The 22,819-nt window shown below is 46.7% G+C and carries 20 protein-coding genes; 16 read left to right on the top strand and 4 right to left on the bottom strand.

Annotation, left to right across the window (positions count from 1 at the left end; all coding sequences use genetic code 11):
- Positions 1 to 36: 36 nt before the first annotated feature.
- On the top strand, positions 37 to 561 hold the full coding sequence (locus tag N4J56_RS10330) for a GrpB family protein (protein WP_317106379.1): 525 nt from the start codon (positions 37 to 39) through the stop codon (positions 559 to 561).
- A gap of 23 nt (positions 562 to 584) precedes the next feature.
- Here N4J56_RS10330 and N4J56_RS10335 read toward each other — a convergent pair whose 3' ends face one another.
- Together N4J56_RS10335 and N4J56_RS10340 are read right to left on the bottom strand one after the other, a co-directional pair.
- Complete coding sequence (locus N4J56_RS10335; protein ID WP_317106380.1) at positions 585 to 749, bottom strand: hypothetical protein; 165 nt, start codon at positions 747 to 749, stop codon at positions 585 to 587.
- A 2-nt stretch (positions 750 to 751) separates the two neighbouring features.
- Entirely contained in the window at positions 752 to 1,093 is a 342-nt protein-coding gene (locus tag N4J56_RS10340; protein ID WP_317106381.1) for a hypothetical protein, read from the bottom strand.
- A 111-nt stretch (positions 1,094 to 1,204) separates the two neighbouring features.
- Between N4J56_RS10340 and N4J56_RS10345 the strand changes: the two genes are divergently transcribed.
- Complete coding sequence (locus tag N4J56_RS10345) at positions 1,205 to 2,125, top strand: SWIM zinc finger family protein (RefSeq protein ID WP_317106382.1); 921 nt, start codon at positions 1,205 to 1,207, stop codon at positions 2,123 to 2,125.
- A gap of 184 nt (positions 2,126 to 2,309) precedes the next feature.
- Positions 2,310 to 2,984 (top strand): vWA domain-containing protein, encoded by a 675-nt coding sequence (locus N4J56_RS10350; protein WP_181245383.1) that lies wholly within the window; start codon positions 2,310 to 2,312, stop codon positions 2,982 to 2,984.
- Positions 2,985 to 3,031: 47 nt separating this feature from the next.
- On the opposite strand, the gene N4J56_RS10355 is transcribed toward N4J56_RS10350, so the two are convergent.
- Complete coding sequence (locus N4J56_RS10355; protein WP_317106383.1) at positions 3,032 to 4,840, bottom strand: polysaccharide deacetylase family protein; 1,809 nt, start codon at positions 4,838 to 4,840, stop codon at positions 3,032 to 3,034.
- Between the two features lie 346 nt (positions 4,841 to 5,186).
- Here N4J56_RS10355 and purC point away from each other — a divergent pair, with 346 nt between their 5' ends.
- From purC to N4J56_RS10405, 10 genes are all read left to right on the top strand, one after another.
- Positions 5,187 to 5,936, top strand: a complete 750-nt coding sequence (purC, locus tag N4J56_RS10360) for a phosphoribosylaminoimidazolesuccinocarboxamide synthase (protein ID WP_317106384.1) — start codon at positions 5,187 to 5,189, stop codon at positions 5,934 to 5,936.
- A gap of 150 nt (positions 5,937 to 6,086) precedes the next feature.
- Positions 6,087 to 8,675 (top strand): BamA/TamA family outer membrane protein, encoded by a 2,589-nt coding sequence (locus N4J56_RS10365; protein ID WP_317106385.1) that lies wholly within the window; start codon positions 6,087 to 6,089, stop codon positions 8,673 to 8,675.
- A gap of 5 nt (positions 8,676 to 8,680) precedes the next feature.
- Positions 8,681 to 9,718, top strand: a complete 1,038-nt coding sequence (lpxC, locus tag N4J56_RS10370; RefSeq protein ID WP_317106386.1) for a UDP-3-O-acyl-N-acetylglucosamine deacetylase — start codon at positions 8,681 to 8,683, stop codon at positions 9,716 to 9,718.
- Positions 9,719 to 9,831: 113 nt separating this feature from the next.
- Complete coding sequence (gene fabZ, locus N4J56_RS10375; RefSeq protein WP_317106387.1) at positions 9,832 to 10,368, top strand: 3-hydroxyacyl-ACP dehydratase FabZ; 537 nt, start codon at positions 9,832 to 9,834, stop codon at positions 10,366 to 10,368.
- 119 nt (positions 10,369 to 10,487) lie between these two features.
- A complete protein-coding gene (gene lpxA / locus N4J56_RS10380) occupies positions 10,488 to 11,321 on the top strand; it encodes an acyl-ACP--UDP-N-acetylglucosamine O-acyltransferase (RefSeq protein WP_317106388.1) in 834 nt (277 codons plus the stop codon).
- A gap of 91 nt (positions 11,322 to 11,412) precedes the next feature.
- Positions 11,413 to 12,693, top strand: coding sequence for a lipid-A-disaccharide synthase (lpxB, locus tag N4J56_RS10385; protein ID WP_317106389.1), 1,281 nt, complete (start codon positions 11,413 to 11,415; stop codon positions 12,691 to 12,693).
- A gap of 220 nt (positions 12,694 to 12,913) precedes the next feature.
- Positions 12,914 to 15,160, top strand: a complete 2,247-nt coding sequence (locus N4J56_RS10390) for a M48 family metallopeptidase (protein ID WP_317106390.1) — start codon at positions 12,914 to 12,916, stop codon at positions 15,158 to 15,160.
- Entirely contained in the window at positions 15,138 to 15,275 is a 138-nt protein-coding gene (locus N4J56_RS10395) for a hypothetical protein (RefSeq protein ID WP_317106391.1), read from the top strand. Before N4J56_RS10390 ends, N4J56_RS10395 begins: the two co-directional genes overlap by 23 nt.
- Before the next feature lie 616 nt (positions 15,276 to 15,891).
- Positions 15,892 to 16,389 (top strand): RNA recognition motif domain-containing protein, encoded by a 498-nt coding sequence (locus N4J56_RS10400; protein WP_015154302.1) that lies wholly within the window; start codon positions 15,892 to 15,894, stop codon positions 16,387 to 16,389.
- A 695-nt stretch (positions 16,390 to 17,084) separates the two neighbouring features.
- Positions 17,085 to 18,365 carry a glycosyltransferase family 1 protein gene (locus N4J56_RS10405; protein WP_317106392.1) on the top strand — a complete coding sequence of 427 codons (1,281 nt, stop codon included), beginning with the start codon at positions 17,085 to 17,087 and terminating at the stop codon, positions 18,363 to 18,365.
- Between the two features lie 131 nt (positions 18,366 to 18,496).
- On the opposite strand, the gene alr is transcribed toward N4J56_RS10405, so the two are convergent.
- Positions 18,497 to 19,702, bottom strand: a complete 1,206-nt coding sequence (gene alr, locus N4J56_RS10410) for an alanine racemase (RefSeq protein WP_317106393.1) — start codon at positions 19,700 to 19,702, stop codon at positions 18,497 to 18,499.
- A 375-nt stretch (positions 19,703 to 20,077) separates the two neighbouring features.
- On the opposite strand from alr, the gene N4J56_RS10415 reads away from it, so the two are divergent.
- From N4J56_RS10415 to sixA, 3 genes are all read left to right on the top strand, one after another.
- Positions 20,078 to 20,575, top strand: coding sequence for an HNH endonuclease (locus N4J56_RS10415; protein WP_015154299.1), 498 nt, complete (start codon positions 20,078 to 20,080; stop codon positions 20,573 to 20,575).
- 211 nt (positions 20,576 to 20,786) lie between these two features.
- The gene (locus N4J56_RS10420) at positions 20,787 to 22,076 is read left to right on the top strand and encodes a bifunctional oligoribonuclease/PAP phosphatase NrnA (RefSeq protein ID WP_317106394.1); all 1,290 of its coding nucleotides are present in this window, start codon (positions 20,787 to 20,789) and stop codon (positions 22,074 to 22,076) included.
- Between the two features lie 121 nt (positions 22,077 to 22,197).
- On the top strand, positions 22,198 to 22,734 hold the full coding sequence (sixA, locus tag N4J56_RS10425) for a phosphohistidine phosphatase SixA (RefSeq protein WP_410500466.1): 537 nt from the start codon (positions 22,198 to 22,200) through the stop codon (positions 22,732 to 22,734).
- Positions 22,735 to 22,819: the final 85 nt, after the last annotated feature.

Here is a 22,819-nt window from a genome sequence, read left to right on the forward strand (position 1 = left end):
TACCATTTAAGAACTTCTTTAGAACGTAGACAATAAATGTCAGATATAGAAGATCCCATTATAGTAGTCAGTTATAATGCCGACTGGTCTATTCAATACGAACAGGAAAAAATACGTATTCTCAATGCTCTAGGTGATGCTATTGCCGAGATTCAACATATTGGCAGTACGGCAGTACCAGGATTAGCCGCAAAACCCGTAATAGATATTCTACTAGGACTTAAACAAATTCCACCCTCGCCAATTCAAATTGGAAATCTTGAAGCACTGAGTTATTTATACTGTGGTGAACTAGGAATTCCTAACAGACATTATTTTCGCCGAGGAATGCCTCGAACTTACCAAATTCACGCCGTACAGATAGATAGTGAGTTTTGGCGATCGTATATTCTGTTTCGTGACTTCCTCATCGCGTATCCAGCAGCAGCACAACAATACGAAGTTTTAAAACGTAAATTAGCTATAGAATTTCGTAGCGATCGCGATCGATATACTAATAATAAAGCTCCGTTGATTCAGGAATTACTCGTCCAAGCACAAACATGGCAAAAAACTCTTTAAAAAAATCAATTCTATATTTTAATTTAAGCTCCTTGCTTTTCTTTTTCAGTTTGTTTTTCTGCTAATTTCTTTTCCCATTTTGTAGCTATATTATCAGCAGTTTCATACATGATTTTTGCTTTTTCAGCTGCAATTCTAGCTATTTCAACTAGTTCAGCTAATTCCTTTTCATTGGGTAATTGATTCATACTTAGCTCCGCAAACGAGTAATAATTTTTCTTACCTCTATTTTAGTCTCTAACACTTGACCGAGTAACGTGCTTAAATCTTCTCCTGCTTCCTGGATCTCCTCAGCAGAAGCTTCGTCCGTTGCTAGTTTCTGCAAAACTACTTGGATTCGCCTTTTACTATTCCCTACAAAGGCGAGAACGGTACTGAAGTAGGCAAAAAACTGAGTCATCTGAGCATTCTCTGGAAACTGAGGTAATAATTCTCTGACTCGATTCAGTCCCTCACTAGCTTCTTGCTCAGATTGAGCTAATTCTTGGTTGAGCCGATCGATGAGCGTGCGGAGTTGTAAGGGAATAGCCATTAAGATAGGTATAGCAAACTAGTTAGGTTAAATCAACATATCACCTGAATGTCTTTGAGACGACACATTGCCTAATGCTAGGATGCATGAAGGAAGCCAGGAGCAGATACAATGACAACTAATCAAAGCTTTCAAGCCAGCCGAGAATGGTGGTCGCAACGCTGGCTAGATTTATTAGATTCCTATCGGTTTAAAAAGCGATTAGAACGCGGTCGCAACTATGCACGACAGGGAAACATTTTAAATATCAAATTTGAAGGCTCTCAAGTATTAGCACGGGTGCAAGGTACAGACCCAGAACCATACAAAGTTTCACTATCTTTAGAAAAATTTGATGACGACCAGTGGGGATATGTTGTAGAAACCATGTCCCAAAAAGCAGTTTATGCAGCCAAATTACTAGCAGGAGAAATGCCGCAAAATATTGAAGAAGTTTTTACTGCCAATGGTTTATCGTTGTTTCCTTTTACCCTATCAGAAGTCAAAAGTCGCTGTTCTTGTCCCGACAAAGCCAATCCTTGCAAACATGTCGCCGCAGTCTACTATCAACTAGGCGATCGCTTCAGCGAAGATCCGTTTGTTCTGTTCCAATTACGGGGACGCACTAAGGATGAAGTTCTTACTTCTTTGAGAGAATTTCGTAGTCAAGGAGACAGGTCAAAAGTCAAAAGTCAAAAGTCAACATTTCCCGACTCCCCTGTACGGGCGGGTTTTGAGCCAAGATTTGTTGACGTAAGCCGTGAATCTTTTGCTAAATCCGCCCCTACGACTCCCGACTCCCACTCTCCCACTCCCTCATTTTGGCAATACAACGAACCACTCGACCCATCGTTAGTGGTCATAGCACCGTCACTCAGCGGCGAAACGGTTTTAGATATCTTAGGAGAAATTCCCGTAGCAGAATTAGAGACTGATGAAGCAGATCGAGGTGATGCCACTGCATCTGGAATGGTACAAAAATACTTAAACGACATTTACCAACAAGCCAGCCAACAAGCCGCGATCGCAGCTATGACGACAGGCGGAAGTTGAGGGGACAATTCAATTCACAATTCACAATTAAATTAGCAGATTCCATACACCACAACCTTTTTCCTACCCCCTGCTCCCTGCTCCCTGCTCCCTGCTCCCTGGCAATGGGTGGAATATATGGCGATCGCGTCGTTTAATAAACTAAGGTCTTAAATCTTAATGTTGTTTATTTTCTCACTCAACTATGGCTGAAGCTTTGAAACTTGAAGATGCGGTGGAATTTGCCGAAAACCCAGAACCACGGTGTCCGTGCGTCCTGCTGTTAGATACTTCTGGTTCCATGCAGGGAGTAGCTATTGACGCTCTCAACGAGGGTTTACGCACTTTCAAAGAGGAACTCAACCAAGATAACTTGGCGCGCAAGCGGGTTGAAGTGGCGATCGTCACGTTTGGTAGTGACGTGAAAGTAGCTCAGGATTTCGTCACTGCTGACATATTTGAACCGCCTAGTCTATCAGCTCAAGGTTTAACTCACATGGGTGGGGCAATTCTCCAAGGGCTGGATATGATCGAAGCCCGTAAAGGTCAATATCGTAGTAATGGCGTGAATTATTATCGTCCTTGGGTGTTTTTGATCACGGATGGCGAACCGCAAGGAGAACCAGACAGCATCATCGACCAAGCCACCCAACGGATTCGCGACGATGAGGCAGGTAAGCGAGTTGCTTTCTTTGCCGTGGGCGTAGAATCAGCCAATATGACGCGCTTGAGTCAAATTGTCGTCCGCAGCCCCTTAAAGTTACAAGGATTAAACTTTAAAGAGCTGTTTATCTGGCTATCGGCAAGTATGCAGCGGGTTTCTCAATCCAAACCAGAAGATCAAGTTGCTCTCCCGCCACCAGGTTGGGGCGTAGTTTAGGTATCACATGTAGAGACGTTACATGTAACGTCTCTACATGTGTATTTTCAACGTTTTACCACCAAACAACTAGCTTTCTCATCTCCGTCTGGTGGCAGCAGAGCGACGACGTGAGGCACGGGACGAGGGGTATAAGGTACTAGCAATTCACCCTTATAAGCAAGCGAAGAACTGTCGCCGGAGTCGAGCATCACCGCATCTCGCAACCCAGCTTTAGCTAATACTGCACCCAGCTTGACAGCATCGACATTTCTCGGAGCCACGCCAATTGTGGGCTGTCCTGCCTGGTTTATTCCCCAGAAAGCCCGACGACGCGCAGCATCGAAACCAAATAAGTTACCAAAAGACTCTCGCGATCGCGGTTGTCCGTCTTTTACCAGCCAAGCAGCAGCGACAAAAGCATCTGTTACGTCCGGCATCTCCGCCTGGATTCCTTCTAACGTGTTGTGTAAGAAGGGATCGAAGGGAATATATTTAACTGCTTGAGTACCAATTAATACTAACGGTCTACCTGCAAGCCTAAGATTCTCACTCGCATTACCAGGGACGAAATGACTTGCTTTTTGACTGAGTACGGGACCGATCATAATATTGGAATTCAGGACTTTGAGCGAGAAAAAGCCCCCATCCACGCCTGCAACTGCGGCAGTATCAGCTAAAATCTCTGGGACTTGATAGCGGCTTTTAGCATGGATCGTCATTGGTCTACCACCAGAGATTAATAACAAGTAGGTGCGATCGATGGTGGTTTTGTTGAAGGTGACATTGGCAGAAAAATCGAATTCTCCCCCCCACTTGGGAATTTTCATGCCACCTGAAGCTTGAGAGAGAATGCTAGATTCTGGGTTGGCGATCGCCCGTGCTAAGTTAGATTGACCGAAGCGACCGATGGCAAGTAAACTTTCCGAGTCGCCAGCAAAGCGTTCGTCGTTGTCGTTCATCGTCAGCGCCGACAGATACCCAGCTTTCTTGACTGCTGCGGCAACTTTTTGGTTATACTTACCAGCCGGATACGTAAAATAGCGGATTGGTATACCTAGCTTATTTTCCAAAATCTGTTTAGATTCAGTCACTTCCATTTGGAGTTTGTCGTCGGACAGGCGGCGCAAATCTTCGGGATGGGTGACGCTGTGAGCTGCAATAGTTATCAACGGATCGGCTGCTATTTCCTTCAGTTGTTCCCAACTGACATGGCTTCTACCGACGTTGTTGCCTACCCCAGCAGTATAAATAGAAAACACGGCTGGATAGCCATATTTTTTCAGCAGCGGATAAACGTATTTGTAATGTCCCCCGTAGCCATCATCAAACGTTAACATAATCGGCTTTTCTGGCAAGGGTAAACCCGTCCGCAGATGAATAACGAGTTGGTCGTAACTGATGGGGGTAAAACCCTGTTTTTTAATAAATTGAAGATGCTGCTCGAATTCTTGGGGTGTGACATCAAAAAAGACTTGTTTTTTAGGTAAGATGTCGTGATACATCAAGATCGGAACCTTTGCCAATTTTGCCCTTTCGTTGATATTAGGGTAAGGGCTGGAGTTGAAATAGGCAGCTAATTGGGGTCCCAGTTTCAAACTCAGGAACTCAAAGAGTTTGGTTTTATCCTCTGTCCAATTTGTCGTTTGAAGCAACTGAGTTGCCAAGCTAGTTAATTCAGTACCGTAAGGCGAAGCTTGCGGACAATGACTTAAAGACGGCGCTGGTGTTGAGGAATTGTTTTGCTTCTCTTGCGCTTGAGCTGAAGTTGCAAAAAGCAGCACGGGAAAAGTCAGCGTTACTGATAGGAGTAGTTTTGACAGTACGCAACTGAAATATTGAGCAGCAAAAAACAGATATAAGCGAGTTGGCAACATGGGTATTTACAAAAACGGAAATTCTTAGATTCTGAGCCAATAAAGTGTTAGCTAAGTGTAAGCCACGCTCAAAAGCGAGACAATTACACCCTAATAACAATGCTTTAAAAGTCTAATATCTACTGCTTAAGTTCCAGCTAAGGCAGCTTTAAGTTAGTGCAAATGCTGTCTGGGAGTCGGTACGGGCGGGTTTAGAAACCCGCCCGTACGGGAGTCGGGGAAGAGATAACTGATAACTGTTAACTGTCAACTCATTCCCTTACTCCTCATTTAAGTGTCCAATAGTGGCTAAAATGATTAAGCCTGTATCTGGCAAGCTAGAACGCTAATCAAGAGTAATCCTGAAATGGTTGCACGATCGCTGCTCTACGAAGGCAAAGCAAAAATTGTTTACACGACAACAGAGCCAGAAATATTACTGGCACATTTCAAAGACGATGCCACTGCCTTTAATGCTCAAAAGCGAGGCAGTATTGTCGGTAAAGGAGAGATTAACTGCACCATCTCCACTGTGTTGTTTCAGTATTTAGAAAAGCAAGGCATTCCGACACACTGGCTGGAAAGCATCAGTGCCAATCAAATGCGCGTCAGGCGATTGCAAATCTTGCCGTTAGAGGTGGTCGTCAGGAACATTGCCGCAGGGAGTCTCTGTCAACAAACAGGATTACCTCTAGGGACAGTTTTGAAACAGCCGTTGGTAGAGTTTTATTACAAAAACGATAGTTTAGGAGATCCCTTATTGACGAGCGATCGCCTCTTTCTGCTAGAGCTAGCAACTCCAGAACAAGTTAACCAATTACAGCAGATGGCGCTCCAAATTAATCGCTATCTGGGCGAATTTTTTCAGCGTTGCGATCTGACCCTGGTAGACTTCAAGCTAGAGTTTGGTTACGATGCTCAGGGACAGTTACGACTGGGTGACGAAATTAGCCCCGATACTTGTCGCTTATGGGACGTAGCTGAAACAGACCCCAATCGGCGAGTCATGGATAAAGACCGTTTCCGTCGCGACTTAGGCAATGTCGAAACCGCCTACCAAGAGGTGCTGCATCGCGTGCTAGCTCAAGCTGATGGGGGTGGGGAAAGTCGGGAGTAGGAAGTAGGGAGAGCTGAGGGAGTGCAAGGTCGCTGAGGGAGCTGAGGGAGCAAAAAACAACCGTCAACAGTCAACCGTCAACTACCGAATGACAAATGACGAATGACAAACTTTTATTGGTGTGCGGACGTGCTAAATAGGTGAAACAAAATGCGTTTATTTCGTGTATGGGTGGCGATCGCGGCGATCGCGAGCTTTCGGCAAGTCATGCTGGTGCAAATGCCAGCAACATATGCAACTCCTGCCGATCGCACTGTGACAGAGGAGCAAGGAAAACAATTCAAAGTCAAAAGTCAAAAGTTAAAAGTCAAAAATAATTCTGAAATTGCCAGAATTCCGAATTCTCCGACTTCTTCCCGTCAAGTATTAATCGCCAGCTTGAAGGGAGAACGGGCTGTAACAGCAACACCAAAATTAGCAGCCAAAAAATTAGCAGCTAAAGACAGCTTTTCTCTAAAACCAAGTACAAATCGTAGCGAGCGCCATCTGAGCGAGCATGGCGCAGCGGCACTCAAAACGCCAGCGATCGCCCAACTCGACTCGCAGGACGAGACCCCCAGAGGAATTGAAATTCCGATTAACCGCGATCGTCAACCAGCACCGGATTCTGATAATCCTGCCGCACCAACGACAGAACCAGCCACGCCGCCAACAGTACCAGTGCAACCAGCTCCAGGTACGGAATCTCTACCGCAGCAAGAAACACCCAATCGCATTCAAGTTCCCGTGACTCCTAACGGCGCACCTGCACCAGGAAGCGTTCCTAATCAACCAAATCCACCTATTCCTCCATCCACTCCAGCACCAGAACAAATCCAACCGCCAACAGACGCTCTACCACCTACGCCAACTCAGCCAGGAACGCCAGGAGAAACTCAACCCACACCAGAAACTCAACCCGAAGCCGCAGAACCTAGAGTTCTTGTCGCAGAAGTCGCTGTGAGTAGCGAAACTGGCACTTTGACTGAAGAATTACAAAACGAAGTTTACCAAGCAATTCGTACCGCTCCAGGGCGAACGACGACGCGATCGCAACTACAAGAAGATATCAATGCCATTTTTGCGACGGGCTTTTTCGCCAATGTCCGGGCTATACCGGAAGATACACCCTTGGGCGTGCGGGTTGCATATATCGTGCAACCTAACCCAACCCTTCAGCGAGTTCAAATCGAAGCTAACCCTGGTACAAATGTTCCGTCTGTCTTGCCTCCCAAATTAGTTGAGGATACTTTTAAGCCGCAGTACGGCAATATTCTCAACTTCCGCCGCTTGCAGGAAGGAATTAAGCAACTCAACCAGTGGTATCAGAAAAACGGTTATGTCTTGGCACAAGTGATTGCCGCGCCCCAAGTTGCACCCGACGGCACGGTGACGCTCCAAGTATCGGAAGGGGTTGTTGAAGATATCCAAGTCCGTTTCGTGCGGGAAGGCGAAGCGACCGACGATGAAGGCAAACCAATTCGCGGTCGGACGCGAGATTTTATCATCACGCGAGAACTCGCCCTGAAGCCCAATAGCGTATTCAATCGCAACGTGGTTCAAAGCGACTTGCAACGGGTTTACGGACTAGGGATATTTGAAGACGTAAACGTTGCCCTCAACCCCGGTCAAGACCCCCGGAAAGTGGTTGTTGTGCTAAACGTAGACGAACGCCGCAGCGGTAGCTTGGGATTGAGCGGTGGTATTAGTTCTGCCAGTGGCTTATTTGGAGCAGTCAGCTTTCAGCAAAACAATTTAGGTGGCAATAACCAAAAATTAGGGGCAGAGTTGCAGGTTGGTACGGAACGGAGCGAGTTGCTGTTCGATCTCCGGTTCACCGACCCCTGGATTGCTGGCGACCCCTATAGAACTTCCTATACAGTCAACTTATTCCAGCGGCGATCGATTTCGCTAATTTTTGATGGAGATGACGAGAATATCGAGGTAGGCGACCCCGATGATGGCGTGCGTCCCCGCGTGCGGCGACAAGGTGGTGGCGTTACCTTTACCCGTCCTTTGTCTCGCAATCCCTTGGCTCGGTCGGAATGGACAGCATCCGCAGGATTGCAATATCAGCGCGTTTCCATCCGTGATGATGATGGTGAAGTCACGCCAGAAGGCAGATTTAACGGTAGAGAAGATATTCCCTTGAGTTTTTCTGATGACGGTTCAGACGATTTGCTGACCCTACAGCTAGGAGCAGTACGCGATCTCCGAAATAACATCACGACACCTACTGACGGTTCTTTCCTGCGATTAGGCGTAGAGCAATCGATTCCCATCGGTAGCGGTAGCATTCTCCTGAATCGATTACGGGGTAGCTACAGTCAATACATTCCGGTCAACTTTACTAGCTTCAATGAAGGACCGGAAACTTTAGCTTTTAATATTCAAGCTGGAACGGTCATTGGCGATCTACCTCCCTACGAAGCCTTTTCCATTGGTGGTAGTAACTCGGTACGGGGTTACGGAGAAGGAGAATTAGGCAGCGGACGCAGTTTTGTCACTGCTACAGCCGAGTATCGCTTCCCGATTTTCTCAGTTGTCGGTGGCGCTCTATTTGTCGATTTCGGCTCCGATTTAGGGACGGCAGGTAACGTACCTGGAGAACCAGCAGTTCTACTCGATAAACCAGGTACGGGAGTCGGTTACGGTGTAGGCGTGCGAGTCAATTCTCCCTTGGGACCCCTGCGCCTAGACTACGGCTTGAACAGCGACGGCGACAGCCGCATTCAGTTTGGCATTGGGGAGAAATTCTAGGGGTTATGGATAGGAGACAGGAAATAGGAGAACAAGGCGACAAGGTAGACAAGATGGAAGGAGTGAGGAGTGAGGAGCGAGGAGAGAGGGAAAAGCAAGGGAGACAAGGAGGACAAGGGGAACAAGGAGGTAGGGGAGCAGAGGAGAAACTTCCGCTCTGCTCTAAATTCCGAATTTTGAATTCCCCTCACTCCTCGCTCCTCACTCCTCACTCCTCACAACACACTCTCGCAGGTACGATAAGCCAATCGGGAGTAGGATTGCATAGTGGAGAGACCAGCCAAGTTCGCATTTTACCCGCCGCAGTGGGGGAAGGACGCTACTTCGTACGGGTCGATTTACCCACTCAACCCAGAATTCCTGCTCGCGTTGGGGCGGTTAGTCAAACTGTACTTTCGACGCAACTCGAAGCCGGAACAGCATCCGTTCGCACCGTAGAACATTTGCTAGCAGCCCTAGCAGGCAGTGGAGTCGATAATGCCAGAATTGAAATTGACGCGGCAGAAGTGCCGTTGTTAGACGGTTCGGCTCGGATTTGGGCAGAGGCGATCGCCAAAGTTGGGCGATCGTCGCAGCCAGCGCCTACTGTTGTCCCCCAACTACTAGAACCCGTTTGGGTACGCGAAGGCGATACTTTTGTCGCAGCTTTGCCCGCACCAGAAACCCGCTTTACTTACGGAATTGACTTCGAGACTGCGGCAATCGGCAATCAGTGGCATAGTTGGACGTATAATACATCTACATTTGCGGCAGAAATTGCCCCAGCACGCACTTTCGGTTTGGCAACCCAGATCGAATTCTTGCGATCGCAAGGGTTAATTCAAGGTGGAAGTCTTGAAAATGCTATTGTTTGTACCCCCCAATCATGGCTGAATCCACCATTGAGATTTGCAAATGAACCAGCACGTCATAAAATTTTAGATTTAGTGGGAGATTTGTGCTTACTGGGGACATTCCCCAACGCTCATTTCCTTGCTTATAAAGCAAGCCACAAACTACACGTTCAACTTGCCCAACTGCTGGAGCAAAAAATGAAATCATGAAGTTGGAAGTCGGAAGTCGGAAGTCGGAAGTTGAAAGCCATAACTCCCCTGCTCCCTACTCCCTGCTCCCTGCTCCCTTCTCTGCACAGCCCCGATCTTTGAGAAATTCAGCCATGTCAACCCTGATCCAAGTCAATTCCCCAGATTCTCCTGCTAGCGATGATGCTAATCTTCAGCATCTCGACCGTCAAGCTGAAGTTACTCCTACCCCAGAGAAAACAACCCTCACAGTCGAGCAAATTCATGCACTTTTGCCTCATCGCTATCCTTTTGCCCTCGTAGATAGAATTATTGATTACATCCCAGGGAAAAGAGCGGTTGGGATCAAAAATGTGACTTTCAACGAACCTCATTTTCAGGGACATTTTCCCCAAAGACCATTGATGCCTGGAGTTTTGATTGTAGAAGCTATGGCACAAGTCGGTGGAGTCGTGTTAACTCAAATGCAAGAAATGGACGGCAATTTGTTTGTGTTTGCTGGCATGGATAAAGTTAGGTTTCGGCGACAAGTAACTCCAGGAGATCAGTTGGTGATGACAGTGGAACTGTTGTGGGTAAAGCGTCGTCGTTTTGGGAGAATGCAAGCCCGTGCTGAAGTTGACGGTCAACTGGCAGCAGAAGGTGAATTACTCTTTTCCCTTGTAGAGTAATTTAGCAGAAGTCAGAAGTCAGAAGTCAGAAGTCAAAAGGCATTTTCCCTGCTCCCTGCTCCCTGCTCCCTTTCTTCACTGACAACTGATTTTCTAGCGCCTCGATTGGAGATGCATCCTTGAAAACACTCATTCATCATACTGCTGCAATCCATCCAGGGGCAGAACTACACCCGACCGTAGAGGTAGGTCCCTACGCGGTTATTGGTCGGGAAGTCAAAGTTGGTCCCGAAACTACCATTGGCGCTCATGTTGTGTTGGAGGGACCAACAGACATTGGGGCGAGAAATCAAATTTTTCCGGGAGCGGCAATTGGGCTAGAACCACAAGACCTTAAGTACGATGGCGGTTCCTCAATGGTAAAAATTGGTGACGGCAATCGTATCCGCGAGTACGTCACCATCAACCGCGCCACTCGTACCGGAGAAGCCACGATTATAGGTAACAATAACTTATTAATGGCTTATGCTCATGTAGGTCATAACTGTATCATTGAAGACTCTGTGACGATCGCCAATGGCGTAGCTCTAGCCGGACACATCCACATCGAATCGCGTGCCACCATCAGCGGAGTTTTGGGCGTACATCAATTCGTGCATATCGGCAGACTAGCCATGGTGGGTGGTATGAGTCGTATCGCTAGAGACGTGCCACCCTATATGTTAGTAGAAGGCAATCCCGCACGAGTGCGATCGCTCAACATTGTCGGAATTAGACGCGCCGGTATTGCCCAAGCAGAACAAGGGCAAGTCTATCGTTCCTTGAAAAAAGCTTTTCGCATTCTTTATCGTTCCGATCTCACTCTCAGTCAAGCTTTGGAACAATTAGAGCTAATTGCAGATAACGAACACGTACAGCATCTGTTGCAATTTCTGCGGATGTCCCAGGTGAAACCCAGACGCGGTTCCATTCCTGGGCGACAATTGCCTAACAATGACGAGGAAATATGTTAGGCAAAGTCAAAAGTCAAAAGTCAAAAGTCAAAACGTAATTAATAACAACCAACAGCTAACAACTTATCAAATGACAAATGACGAATGACAAATGACAAATGACTACAGAATTTTCATTAGTACGGGCGAAGTTTCGGGCGATCTGCAAGGATCTCTACTTGTAGAAGCATTGCACCGTCAAAGCCGCGATCGCAATCTGCCTCTAGAAATTGTTGCTTTGGGAGGCGATCGCATGGCAGCATCTGGCGCTCGTCTTTTGGCTAATACTGCTAGCATTGGCTCTGTTGGTACTGTCTGGGAAGCCATTCCATTTGTCTTACCTACCCTCAAAATTCAAAGTCAAACTAAACAATATCTCCAACAACATCCACCCGATCTTGTCGTACTTATAGACTATGCCGGACCCAATCTGGCTTTAGGCAGCTACATCCGGCGAACTTTTCCCCAAGTTCCAATCGTGTATTTTATTGCTCCCCAAATGTGGGTCTGGTGGTCTAATCGGGGAGAAATCGATCGCTTAGTCAAGATGACGGATCGGTTGTTGGCAATATTTCCCGCAGAAGCCAGTTATTTTGAACGCTTGGGCGTGTCAGTTACTTGGGTAGGGCATCCTCTACTTGATCGCGTGCAGACAGCACCTAGTCGCGAAGTAGCAAGGGCTAAGCTAGGTATTGCACCAGAGGCTTTGAGCGTAGCGTTAATTCCTGCCTCTCGTCACCAAGAATTAAAATATCTGCTGCCAGCAATGTTTCAAGCAGCAAAAGCAATTCAGGCAAAACTACCACAAGTCCATTTTTGGATTCCCCTATCTTTAGAAATATATCGCCAACCGATCGCCCAAGCAATAAAAGATTACGGCTTACAAGCAACTATACTTTCCGGTCAAACTTTAGAGGCGATCGCGGCAGCTGACTTAGCAATTACTAAATCTGGTACGGTCAATCTAGAAATTGCCTTGTTAGACGTGCCGCAAGTCGTAATTTATCGCGTCAGTCAATTTACAGCGTGGATCGCCCGCAATCTCCTCAAAATTAACTTACCCTTGATTTCGCCACCGAACTTAGTTGTCGATCGCCCGATCGTTCCAGAGTTACTTCAAGATCGAGCCACACCGGAAAATATTACCCAACAAGCTTTAGAATTGCTGCTCAACCCAACTCGCCGCCAGCAAGTTTTAACAGACTATCAGCAAATGCGATCGCTTCTAGGAGAAACAGGCGTAGGCGATCGTGCTGCTACAGAGATATTGCAAATGTTGTTAGCCAGGAGTCGGGAGTCGGTACGGGCGGGTTTAGAAACCCGCCCGTACGGGAGTCGGGAAGAAGGAGATAAGGGAGACAAGGAAGACAAGCGAGAGCTGGGAGAGCTGTAGGGCGTAGACGCGAAGCGGCTTCTCGAAGAATAGCCCTTCTCGAAGAATGGGAGCGATCGGGAGCAATTCTGGTTCCACTAGCCACACCTCCCACACTTCCCACACCCTTTCTTCGCTACTCGCGACTCACTTTCTACTCATATCTAGCTGATTGTGCCAGAATCGGTGGCGATAAGGTATTGGCGATCGGTGAGAGCAAGAAAGTTTATGGTTTATGGCTATGACTGGCGATTCTGAAATGTTGCTAGAAGCAACAAAAACAGCACTACAACAAGAAGACTATCAAGGGGCGATCGCTCATTTAGAAATCCTCTGTCAGACAGAAAATATTTCCATCGCCGAGCAACAAACTCAGTTAGCTAGCCCTGACAGCGACATCGATTATCTACTAACTCTTTGCCGATTCTTATCCCAAAGTAGCAATAGTTCTCAAATTCGAGATTGGGCAACCCATTTAAGCACTGAATTGTCTGCTATGGCTATTGAGAATAGGCAGCAGGGAAGAGAGCTGAGGCGGCTGAGGGAGAGAATACTACGAACCCCACATTCTATACCCCACACGCCACATCTTTCTTCCTTCACTACTCCCTACTCCCTGCTCCCTGCTCCCTTTCGACAAGCACAACGAGCGCAACGCTGGCAGCCATTACCAACTGTTAATTTGATTCCATTTTGGTTGTTACAGTGCGGTAGTGCGATCGCTCTATTTTGGTCAATCCAACAACTCATTGAGTTGGCGATGGGATTGACTAACGATTTATTGGTAAAACTCCCCTATCTAGAACCGTTTCAGCCGTTCTATCACGACCATACTACCAAGATCGTATTCGTATTGGTGCTGTTGCTAGCCCTATCCCCTTGGTTGATAGATGGGTTACTCAGATGGTGGCACGGGCTTCAACACCTATCTCTGGAAACTTTGGAAATTTCTAGCCCAGAAGCTAGCAGGCTGCTACAGCGCTCTTGTCGCCAGCACCACTATCGTTTACCTCAGTTGCGCGTGCTACCTACAGCCGTGCCTCTGATTTTCACTTATGGCAACTTGCGCCGCACGGCAAGAATAGTTGTCAGTCAAGGTCTGCTAGAGCAACTCGCAGATGATGAAATTGCCGCTATTTATGCAACGCAATTAGGGCAGATAGCTAATTGGGATTTTATCGTTTTATCTCAATTTATATTAGTTACTCAGTTACCCTACATAACCTATTCCCAGTTATCGGAGTGGGGCAACAAGATATCGAATAAAACTCTACAAGCCTTTATCGCGATCGCTGCTAACTTTGCTTATGGACTGTGGTTGCTTCTGCGTTTACCTGCGTTTTGGCTCTCTCAGTTACGCATATACTACAGCGATCGCCTTGCCGCAGAATTAACTGGCAATCCTAACGCCCTCAGTCGCGCCATACTCAAAATTGCCCGTGGTGTGGCTCAAGATATTCAACAGCAAGGACATACCAGTTGGTTGCTAGAAGGTTGGGACTTACTCGCAATTATCAGCTACAAACAAGCGATCTCCCTGAGCAATCTCCATTCATTACCCGAATTAGAGGCAGCTTTAGCCTGGGACTGCACGAATCCTTTGCGCTACTGGCTCAGCATCAACGAAACTCATCCCTCAATTGGCGATCGCCTCCAACGGCTGAATCAAATTGCCCACTTTTGGCGCTTGGATACTGAATTAAATTTACGAGTGAGTCGGGAGCCGGGAGTCGGGAGTTGGAGAAGAGAGCAGAAGAAGCTGAGGAAGTTGAGGCAGAGAATAACACAAACTCTACACCCTACACCCTACACCCCACACCCCACACCCTTCTTTCTTCACGACTCACTGCTATTACAAACTGCTCCCTACTGGGGAATTCTCCTCGGTGCTGCTTTTAGCAGTTTTATGTGGCTGATTGGATGGCTCGGCGGTTACTGGTTGGGTAATCCTTACTTAGCTTGGATGTGGGGCGATCGGTGGATCGTGCGCGGTAGCTTGGCGATTGGCTTGAGCCTCGGTATTTTTCTGCGGCTAAATGCTTTATTTCCAGAAACAAAGTCTACCAGCTTACTCAATCGTCCCAATCTTGCCGAGCTGTTGTCTAATCCCTATTTATTACCAGTTGTCCCGCAGGCTCTCCGCCTCCAAGGTAAGTTGTTAGGACGGCGCGGTATTGGCAACTGGTTCGGACAAGATTTACTGCTGCATTTACCAACTGGCTTAGTCAAGCTGCATCATGCTTCTTGGCTGGGACCCCTCGGCTGTCTTTTGCTTAGACCCTCTACCGACCCTAGCGATTTAATTGGAAGGCATGTTATTTTAACAGGCTGGTTCCGCCGTGGGGCTACGACTTGGATCGATATTGAAATTTTACGAACTCAAGCTGGTAAAACCAGCACCAGCAGCCATCAGGGTTGGTCGATCGCACTAGCGATCGCTGCTACTATCTGGGGCGTTTACGTGATTGTCAAGGGAGGCAGTTATTAGTTATCAGGGAGCAGGGACGAGCTGGGAGCAGGGACGAGCTGGGAGCAGGGACGAGCTGGGAGCAGGGACGAGCTGGGACGAGCTGGGAGCAGAGGAGCAGGGAGCAGAGTGGTAACAAACAATGACCAGCGACCAGTGACCAATAATGTAAAGATTAATTGCAGCAATTCAGTTTAATATGTTACATTTATTTACATAAACAACTAAAGTCCAGACCGAGCTGAAAGTTAAAGCGACCTAACGTCTTACGCTTCGGTTAGTTTGGGTCAGGTTTTTCTCCTTCCAACACAGCAACAGCTAGACCAGCCACAGGCTGGTTTTTATTTCAGGAGTCAATGAGACAGGTATCGCATTTCTGTACTCAATAGCCCGATCCGAAGTTAAAAAACTGACAATAAGCACAAATCTATTTTGAAAACAATATCTATAGTGTCAAGCGTGATATTTTAGAAGATGGTGTCAACTTTCCAGGCGATCGAAAATATCATCAGGAGTCAAACGCCGTTGCGATCTAACCGCCAAAACTGTGCAGTCAAGCTATTAGATCGTACCGTAGCATGATAAACTTATCAGTCTTTGCCAATACAATGAATTGGATTTTAGAAGTTGACAGTTTAAGGCAAAAGTTAGTTGACGACGGTTTGCGGCGATTCTTGCCACTATTCACCTCACCCTCCTGTCAGAAATTTTGTTAACAACCTTAATTGCATCCAAGTTGAGAGGTACATTTCATGCCAGTCCGTTTATACATTGGTAATTTGCCAAAAGATGAAGTTGATCGGCAAGAGTTGCAAGCAGTTTTTGCTGATGCGGGTAGTAACGTGACTACGAAAGTCATTAAAGACCGCAAGACCGGAAAGTGCCGTGGTTTTGGTTTTGTTACTGTCAATAATGACGAGCAAGCAGACGAAATCATCGAGAAATATAACGGCTATATGTTTAAGGAAACGCCACTCAAGATTGAGAAGGCGTTGCCTCGTAACAAAGGTCAAGAAGAAGAAGACCAAGCCCCTGTTGCTAGTAGTGCTAATACTGGAGATGCTCCTGTTAGCAGCAACGCAGAAAAAAGCGGTGGCAATAAGCGTAGTGGGAAAAAACCTCGTCGTGGTGGCTCTGCCGGAACTTCTACAGGCTCGTCTGATGCTGAGGGAATTCGTCCCGATCCTCGTTGGGCTTCTGAACTAGAAAAGCTGAAACAGATGTTGGCAGCTCAAACTACTAATGGATAGGCATTTGATTAAGGGTTAGGTGTTGGGAGTCAAGGATTGTTTGCAATTAGCGGTTGACGATTAGCGAATAGTTGTCAGCTGTTTCTCATCTGCACTCCTACTCTCCCCCTATACTCTTTGAGTGGATGTTCTAGTTGTTTGAGTGAGTGCAAAATGAACTCAAGCTTGCCTCAGAATCTCTGAGCAAAAATATGCTGCGCGATCGCTCAAGAGGCATATGGAAAAATTTGGATATTGAATGTATCCAATTAAATTTTTAAATACCATATAGAAAATAAACTTATAAATTAAGTCAAAAATTATACAAACTTAACCAGAAGCGGCGCTCCTATACTTAGTGGTTTTTATACTTAATTTCATAGAAAAACTCGCTTGTAAATTAACTCTTGCCAACACCAACTAATTGAAGCTGTGTTTTAGGTAGAGAGAGAACTTGCAGCCATTGCAACCTTTCTTAACTGTTTTTTGACATACCTAACTATTATCAATAAAAAGTAACAGTAGAAATCTATCTTTTGGAGCGGGTAATCCCTAAGGAAGATTTGTATGCATGGCAATTCATCCACCTAGAGGATGCGATCGCGTGTGGTATTCTGTAAATTAAACTTAATAAAATCAGGGGTAAATACAGAAGCTTTTGTAAAGTCTCCTCACGTTCACCCCTCTTACCTTGCAAATTCAATAGCCACAAAGCTATGAACACTAAGAATCAAAAGCGAATTGCCCTAATTTCAGTCCACGGCGACCCTGCGATTGAGATTGGCAAAGAAGAAGCTGGAGGGCAGAACGTTTATGTCCGCCAAGTGGGTGAAGCCTTGGGTAAACTGGGATGGCAGGTTGATATGTTTGCCCGTAAAGCTAGCGCCGAACAAGCAAAGATCGTCGAACATAGCGAGAATTGTCGGACAATTCGCTTAATTGCTGGTCCTGAGGAATTCGTTCCGAGGGACAATATTTTTGGTTATGCCTCGGAGTTTGTCGAAGCATTCCTCCAGTATCAACAGCAAACTGGTTATCGATATCCTCTAGTGCATACCAACTACTGGATTTCTAGCTGGGTGGGCATGGAATTGAAGAAAGCCCAATCCATCAAACAAGTCCATACCTATCACTCTTTAGGCGCAATTAAATATAAGTCAGTTGCAACCGTACCGCTGGTTGCCTCGAAGCGGCTGGAAGTCGAAAAAAGAGTACTAGAAACAGCCGAGCGGATTGTTGCCACTAGCCCCCAAGAAAAAGAACACATGCGATCGCATGTCTCTACCAAAGGTAATATTGACATTATTCCTTGCGGTACAGATATTCATCGCTTTGGCGCAATTGACAGCAAAATTGCCAGACAACAGTTAGGAATTCCCCCAGAAAGCAAAGTTGTCTTTTATGTTGGACGATTTGACGAGCGCAAGGGAATTGAAACTTTAGTGCGAGCAGTTGCCCAGTTGCAATTGCGTGGCAAAGAAGACATCAAACTGATTATCGGTGGTGGTAGTCGCCCAGGACAAAGCGATGGCATTGAGCGCGATCGCATTGAAGGTATTGTCGAAGAATTAGGGATGAGCGATTTTACCTCCTTCCCCGGACGGTTAGGTGATGTCGATCTACCTGTTTATTACGCTGCTGCCGATGTTTGTGTCGTTCCCAGTCACTACGAACCATTTGGTCTAGTTGCCATTGAAGCGATGGCAAGCGGTACGCCAGTGGTGGCTAGTGATGTCGGCGGACTGCAATTTACCGTCGTCCCAGAAGAGACAGGCTTACTCGCTCCACCCAAAGATGATGCAGCCTTTGCTGTTGCTATTGACCGAATCTTGAGCGATACTGCCTTCCGAAATCGCCTCGGCTCATCAGCAAGACAACGGGTAGAAGATATGTTTAGTTGGGAAGGAGTCGCCAAACAACTAGGCGAGCTTTACAACAAACTGATGACAGAAACATCAACCGTCGTACCCACGAAGAAAAAAGCTGTTAGTGCGTAATGAGTGGTGCGTGAAGAAGGGTGTGGGGTGTAAGGTGTAGGGTGTAGGGTGTAGAGAATTCTGAATTTTGAATTGCTCCCCCAACTCCCTCAGCTCCCGAGAGCCTCCCCAACTCCCTCAGCTCTCTTCCCCTACTCCCTACTCCCTGCTCCCGGCTCCCTATTCACAGCAACCCGAGGCAGACGGTGCTTAAAGCCGCAGAGGATTTCCCAAGAAATTGTTTTTAAAACTGCTGCCCAATCATCAGCAGTTATTTGTTCTTTGCCTTCTCGTCCGAGGAGAGTGACGACTTCCCCGACTGCTACATCTGGAATTGCCGTCACATCTAGCATTAATTGATCCATAGTAATAGTACCAATTTGGGGGATGCGCCGACCGCAAATCAGAGCCTCCATGCGGTTAGAGAGATTGCGCGGTACGCCATCAGCATAACCAATTCCCACCACAGCCAAGCGGAGTTCGCGATCGCTGACAAAATGATGTCCGTAGCTCACGCCTGTATTGGGGGGGATAGTTTTTACCTGCGTAATTCGCGCTTTGACTTGCAGTACGGGTTTCAACTGGACAGAACTGCTGAGATGAGCTGCTGGGTAGAGTCCATACATTGCTAACCCCACACGTACCAAATCGTAATGTAGATCGGGGCTAGTCAAAGTAGCAGCCGAGTTGGCTAAATGTAGCAATGGGAGAGAAATACCAGCTGCTTGAATTTGGGCGATCGCAGTTTCAAATTGCTGCTGTTGTTGCTGCATTATCCTGCGGTCTGGGTTTTCTGCCGTCGCCAAGTGAGAGTAAATACTAGCAATTTGTAAGTGAGGTAAAGAATTTACTAGCTGTAGGAATTCTGTTGCTTGTTCCCACAGGGGTCCTAGGCGAGACATCCCCGTATCGAGTTTGACATGGACTGGTAAATTACCACCCGTAGTCGCAGCCAAAGTTTCAGAGAAGACCAAAGCTTGTTTGGGGTCGCACAGCGTCGGTTGAAGTTGCCAGTGGGCGATCGCCTTTAGTTGTTCTGGCGTATGCGTTGCGCCTAAAATCAAAATCGGCGCGTCAATTCCTGCTTGGCGCAGTTCAATTCCTTCCGGTATAGTTGCCACTCCCAACCAATTTGCTCCAGCATTCAAAGCTGTACCTGCCACCGTCACCGCTCCATGACCGTAAGCATCTGCCTTCACAACTGCCATTAACGCTGTTTTAGCCGCTAGCAAGCCCTTGAGTTGCCGCACGTTATGGGCTAAAGCATCTAAATTGATTTCCACCCAGGCTCTTTGACGCAATCCACCCACGACATCATTACTAAAAACCGTCTTCTCACTCTGCTCCTGACTCAGCATCCCCACTCCTCTTTTTTTCAGTGACCAGTGACCAGTGACCAGTAATTTATTCTCAGCTCCCGAGCGCGACCTTGCGCTTCCTCAGCTCTCTTCAGCTCTCTTCTTCCCGACTCCCAATTCTCAAAGCAGGTCTAATATAGGCAAATATTTGCTTTAGCACAAGATGCTACAATTCTGTTCTTTATTTTTCCCATTGACTACTGCTTTAGTTATTTGCTCTCAGCCAATGACTAAAGAAAGTGACTAGTGACTAGTGGCTGGTGGCTATCCAATGACCAATGACCAATGACCAATGACCAATGACTAATGACAAATGACGCAAATCTGAGTAATTATGTTAATATCTTGTAAAAAAGTTGGCTGCTGCGATACTCAATGGCTAAGGTCTTAGTCCTGAACGCCTCTTACGAGCCGATTAACATCACGAGCTGGCGACGGGCAATTGTATTGCTAATTAAAGGCAAAGCGGAGCAAGTCGAACACAACGGCAAAGTCATTTACGCCGAGTTTCCCTTGCCGACTGTCATCCGCCTGCGTCACTACGTTCGCGTCCCTTACAAAGAAATTCCCCTTACCAGACGTAATATCCTCCATCGAGACAGTCACAGTTGTCAATACTGCGGCTACATCGGGGAGGATTTAACGTTAGACCACGTTCTACCGCGATCGCGTGGCGGGATGGATACTTGGGAAAACATCGTTACTGCGTGCGTCCGCTGCAACGTCAAGAAAGGCAGCCGCACTCCATCTGAGGCACACATGCATCTGCGCCATCCGCCGCGCAAGCCTTACAGCAGCCTCTACTTTGAAGTCACCAAGCATCTCAAGAGCGGTCTGCATGATGAGTGGCAAAAGTATGTCATCGGTCTTTAATCGACCTGTGGCTGAATAGTTGCTATAGAGCTATGATGAGAAATAGAATTTGTATTTCATCCCAGCGCCGGATTGAGTAGCATAACTGTTGATGCCTAAAATAATTGCAGTAAAAAATTGCAGTCACTGTGGGATGAGGCTAATACAGTTTATCGAGTAATAGTAACATTTTTGACCACAATTTTCGCTTCACACGCATACGATAGTATTTATGCCCTTGAACTCGTTCAAGCAGCTTAATAGTCTGCCTTCCACTCCTAATAGCGAGTCTTCTGTTGAAGAAGTTGAGATAGATATGGGATCTGCGGTTGCAACCCAAGAACCATCTCTCGCTCCCTTGACCGGCGATTCTGGGACTCAACCAGTTGGACGCAACAACAATGGTTCTTCCACCACGTCAAAAGTGGAAGCATTGCGGCAAGTTTTAGAGCGACATCAGCACGAACGACATTTAGTCTTATTGCAAGACTTCCCCGACCCCGATGCTCTTTCGTCGGCGTGGGCGTATCAACTCATCGCGCAGCAATACGATTTGCAGTGCGACATCGTTTATGCCGGAACCTTGAGCCATCAAGAAAATATTGCTTTAGTCAAACTAACAGGACTACCAGCGCAGCGCCTACCAGTTCAAACAGCTAAAAGCAAAGACTTATCTGGTTATAAAGGCTACGTGCTAGTTGATAACCAGGGGACGACAAGTCAACTGCTCTCGCTCGTTTTAGAAGCAGGTTTGCCACTCATATCGGTCATTGACCATCACAGCCTGCAAGGAGAACTCAAGCCAGAGTTTGCCGATATTCGTCCCAACGTCCGCGCCACAGCCACAATTTTGACCCAGTACTTGCAAACAGGGTTACTGGTACTCGATAGTAGCGTCGGACAACACGTCAAATGCGCCACTGCCTTGATGCACGGCTTGCGCTCCGACACCAGCAGCTTGATGCAAGCGCAAGAAGAGGATTTTCAGGCAGCAGGTTACTTGAGTCGATTTTACGATTACCAATTGCTTAAAGCCGTATTGCAGACCAATCGCTCCAAACGGGTGATGGATGTGATCGAGCGATCGCTGAAAAATCGTATAGTTCAAAATAACTTTTCGATTGCAGGTGTGGGATACCTACGTTATGACGACCGCGATGCTATTCCTCAAGCAGCTGACTTTTTAGTCACAGAAGAAAACGTCCACACGGCTGTCGTTTATGGTATCGTTCACGACGAAGATGAAGAACTAGAAGTTGTCATCGGGTCGCTACGTACCACCAAACTTACCCTAGACCCCGACGAATTTCTTAAAGAAGCTTTCGGACAAGACAATCAAGGACGTTTCTTTGGTGGCGGACGTAGCGGCGCGGGGGGCTTTGAAATTCCAATGGGCTTCTTATCTGGCAGTAATGAAATTTCTGCGTACGCCAAAATGAAATGGGAAGTCTTCGACGCTCAAATCAAGCAGAAGCTTCAACGACTGGTCAACCCACAAGATAGTCCGATTCAGACTGAATAGTGAAGTCGTAAGTCGTAAGTTGAAATTAACTGGTCACTGCTCCCTGCTCCCTTTGTGTCGTAAGTCGTAAGTGGGAAACCGCTTGCAAGAGGGCATCTTGCTAATGACAAATGACAAAATTATGGAATTGTATTTAATCCGTCACGGTATTGCTGAAGAAAGAAGTCCCGATGTGGAGGATGAAAAACGGGAATTGACAGCTAAAGGACGGGATAAAACTCAAAAAGTAGCAAAACGCCTCTACGAACTCGGCTTGCGATTCGAGCTAATTTTGACCAGTCCCCTAGCTAGAGCAAGACAAACAGCAGAAATTTTGCAAACTTGTGGATTGAGTTCTCAAATTGAAGAATCTAGCCACTTGTCTCCAGAAGGAGATTTTCATCTGTGGTTAAGCTGGCTAGAACAAAAGCAAATGCTGGCTACTGATACTCAACTAGCTTTAGTCGGTCACGAACCAGATTTGGGACAATGGGTAGAAATGCTGATTTGGGGAAAACTCAAACAAGAGCCAGCATTTGCTGAAAATTCTCTGGATGATGACTCTGCTGCCCTAGTTCTGAAAAAAGCAGGTATCATTGGTGTTAACTTACCAAAAGTCAATTCTCCTAGGGGTCGAAGTCAACTGTTTTGGTTGGCTCCACCGAAGTTTCTGCTCTAGATAGCATATAATTCTGGTAAAACTAACTACACAAGGCAAGTTTTTGGTAAGTTAGCTTGAGTATTGTCTTTTCTATGCAGCCAGT

The sequence above is a fragment of the Chroococcidiopsis sp. SAG 2025 genome, from assembly GCF_032860985.1.
GTDB lineage: Bacteria > Cyanobacteriota > Cyanobacteriia > Cyanobacteriales > Chroococcidiopsidaceae > Chroococcidiopsis.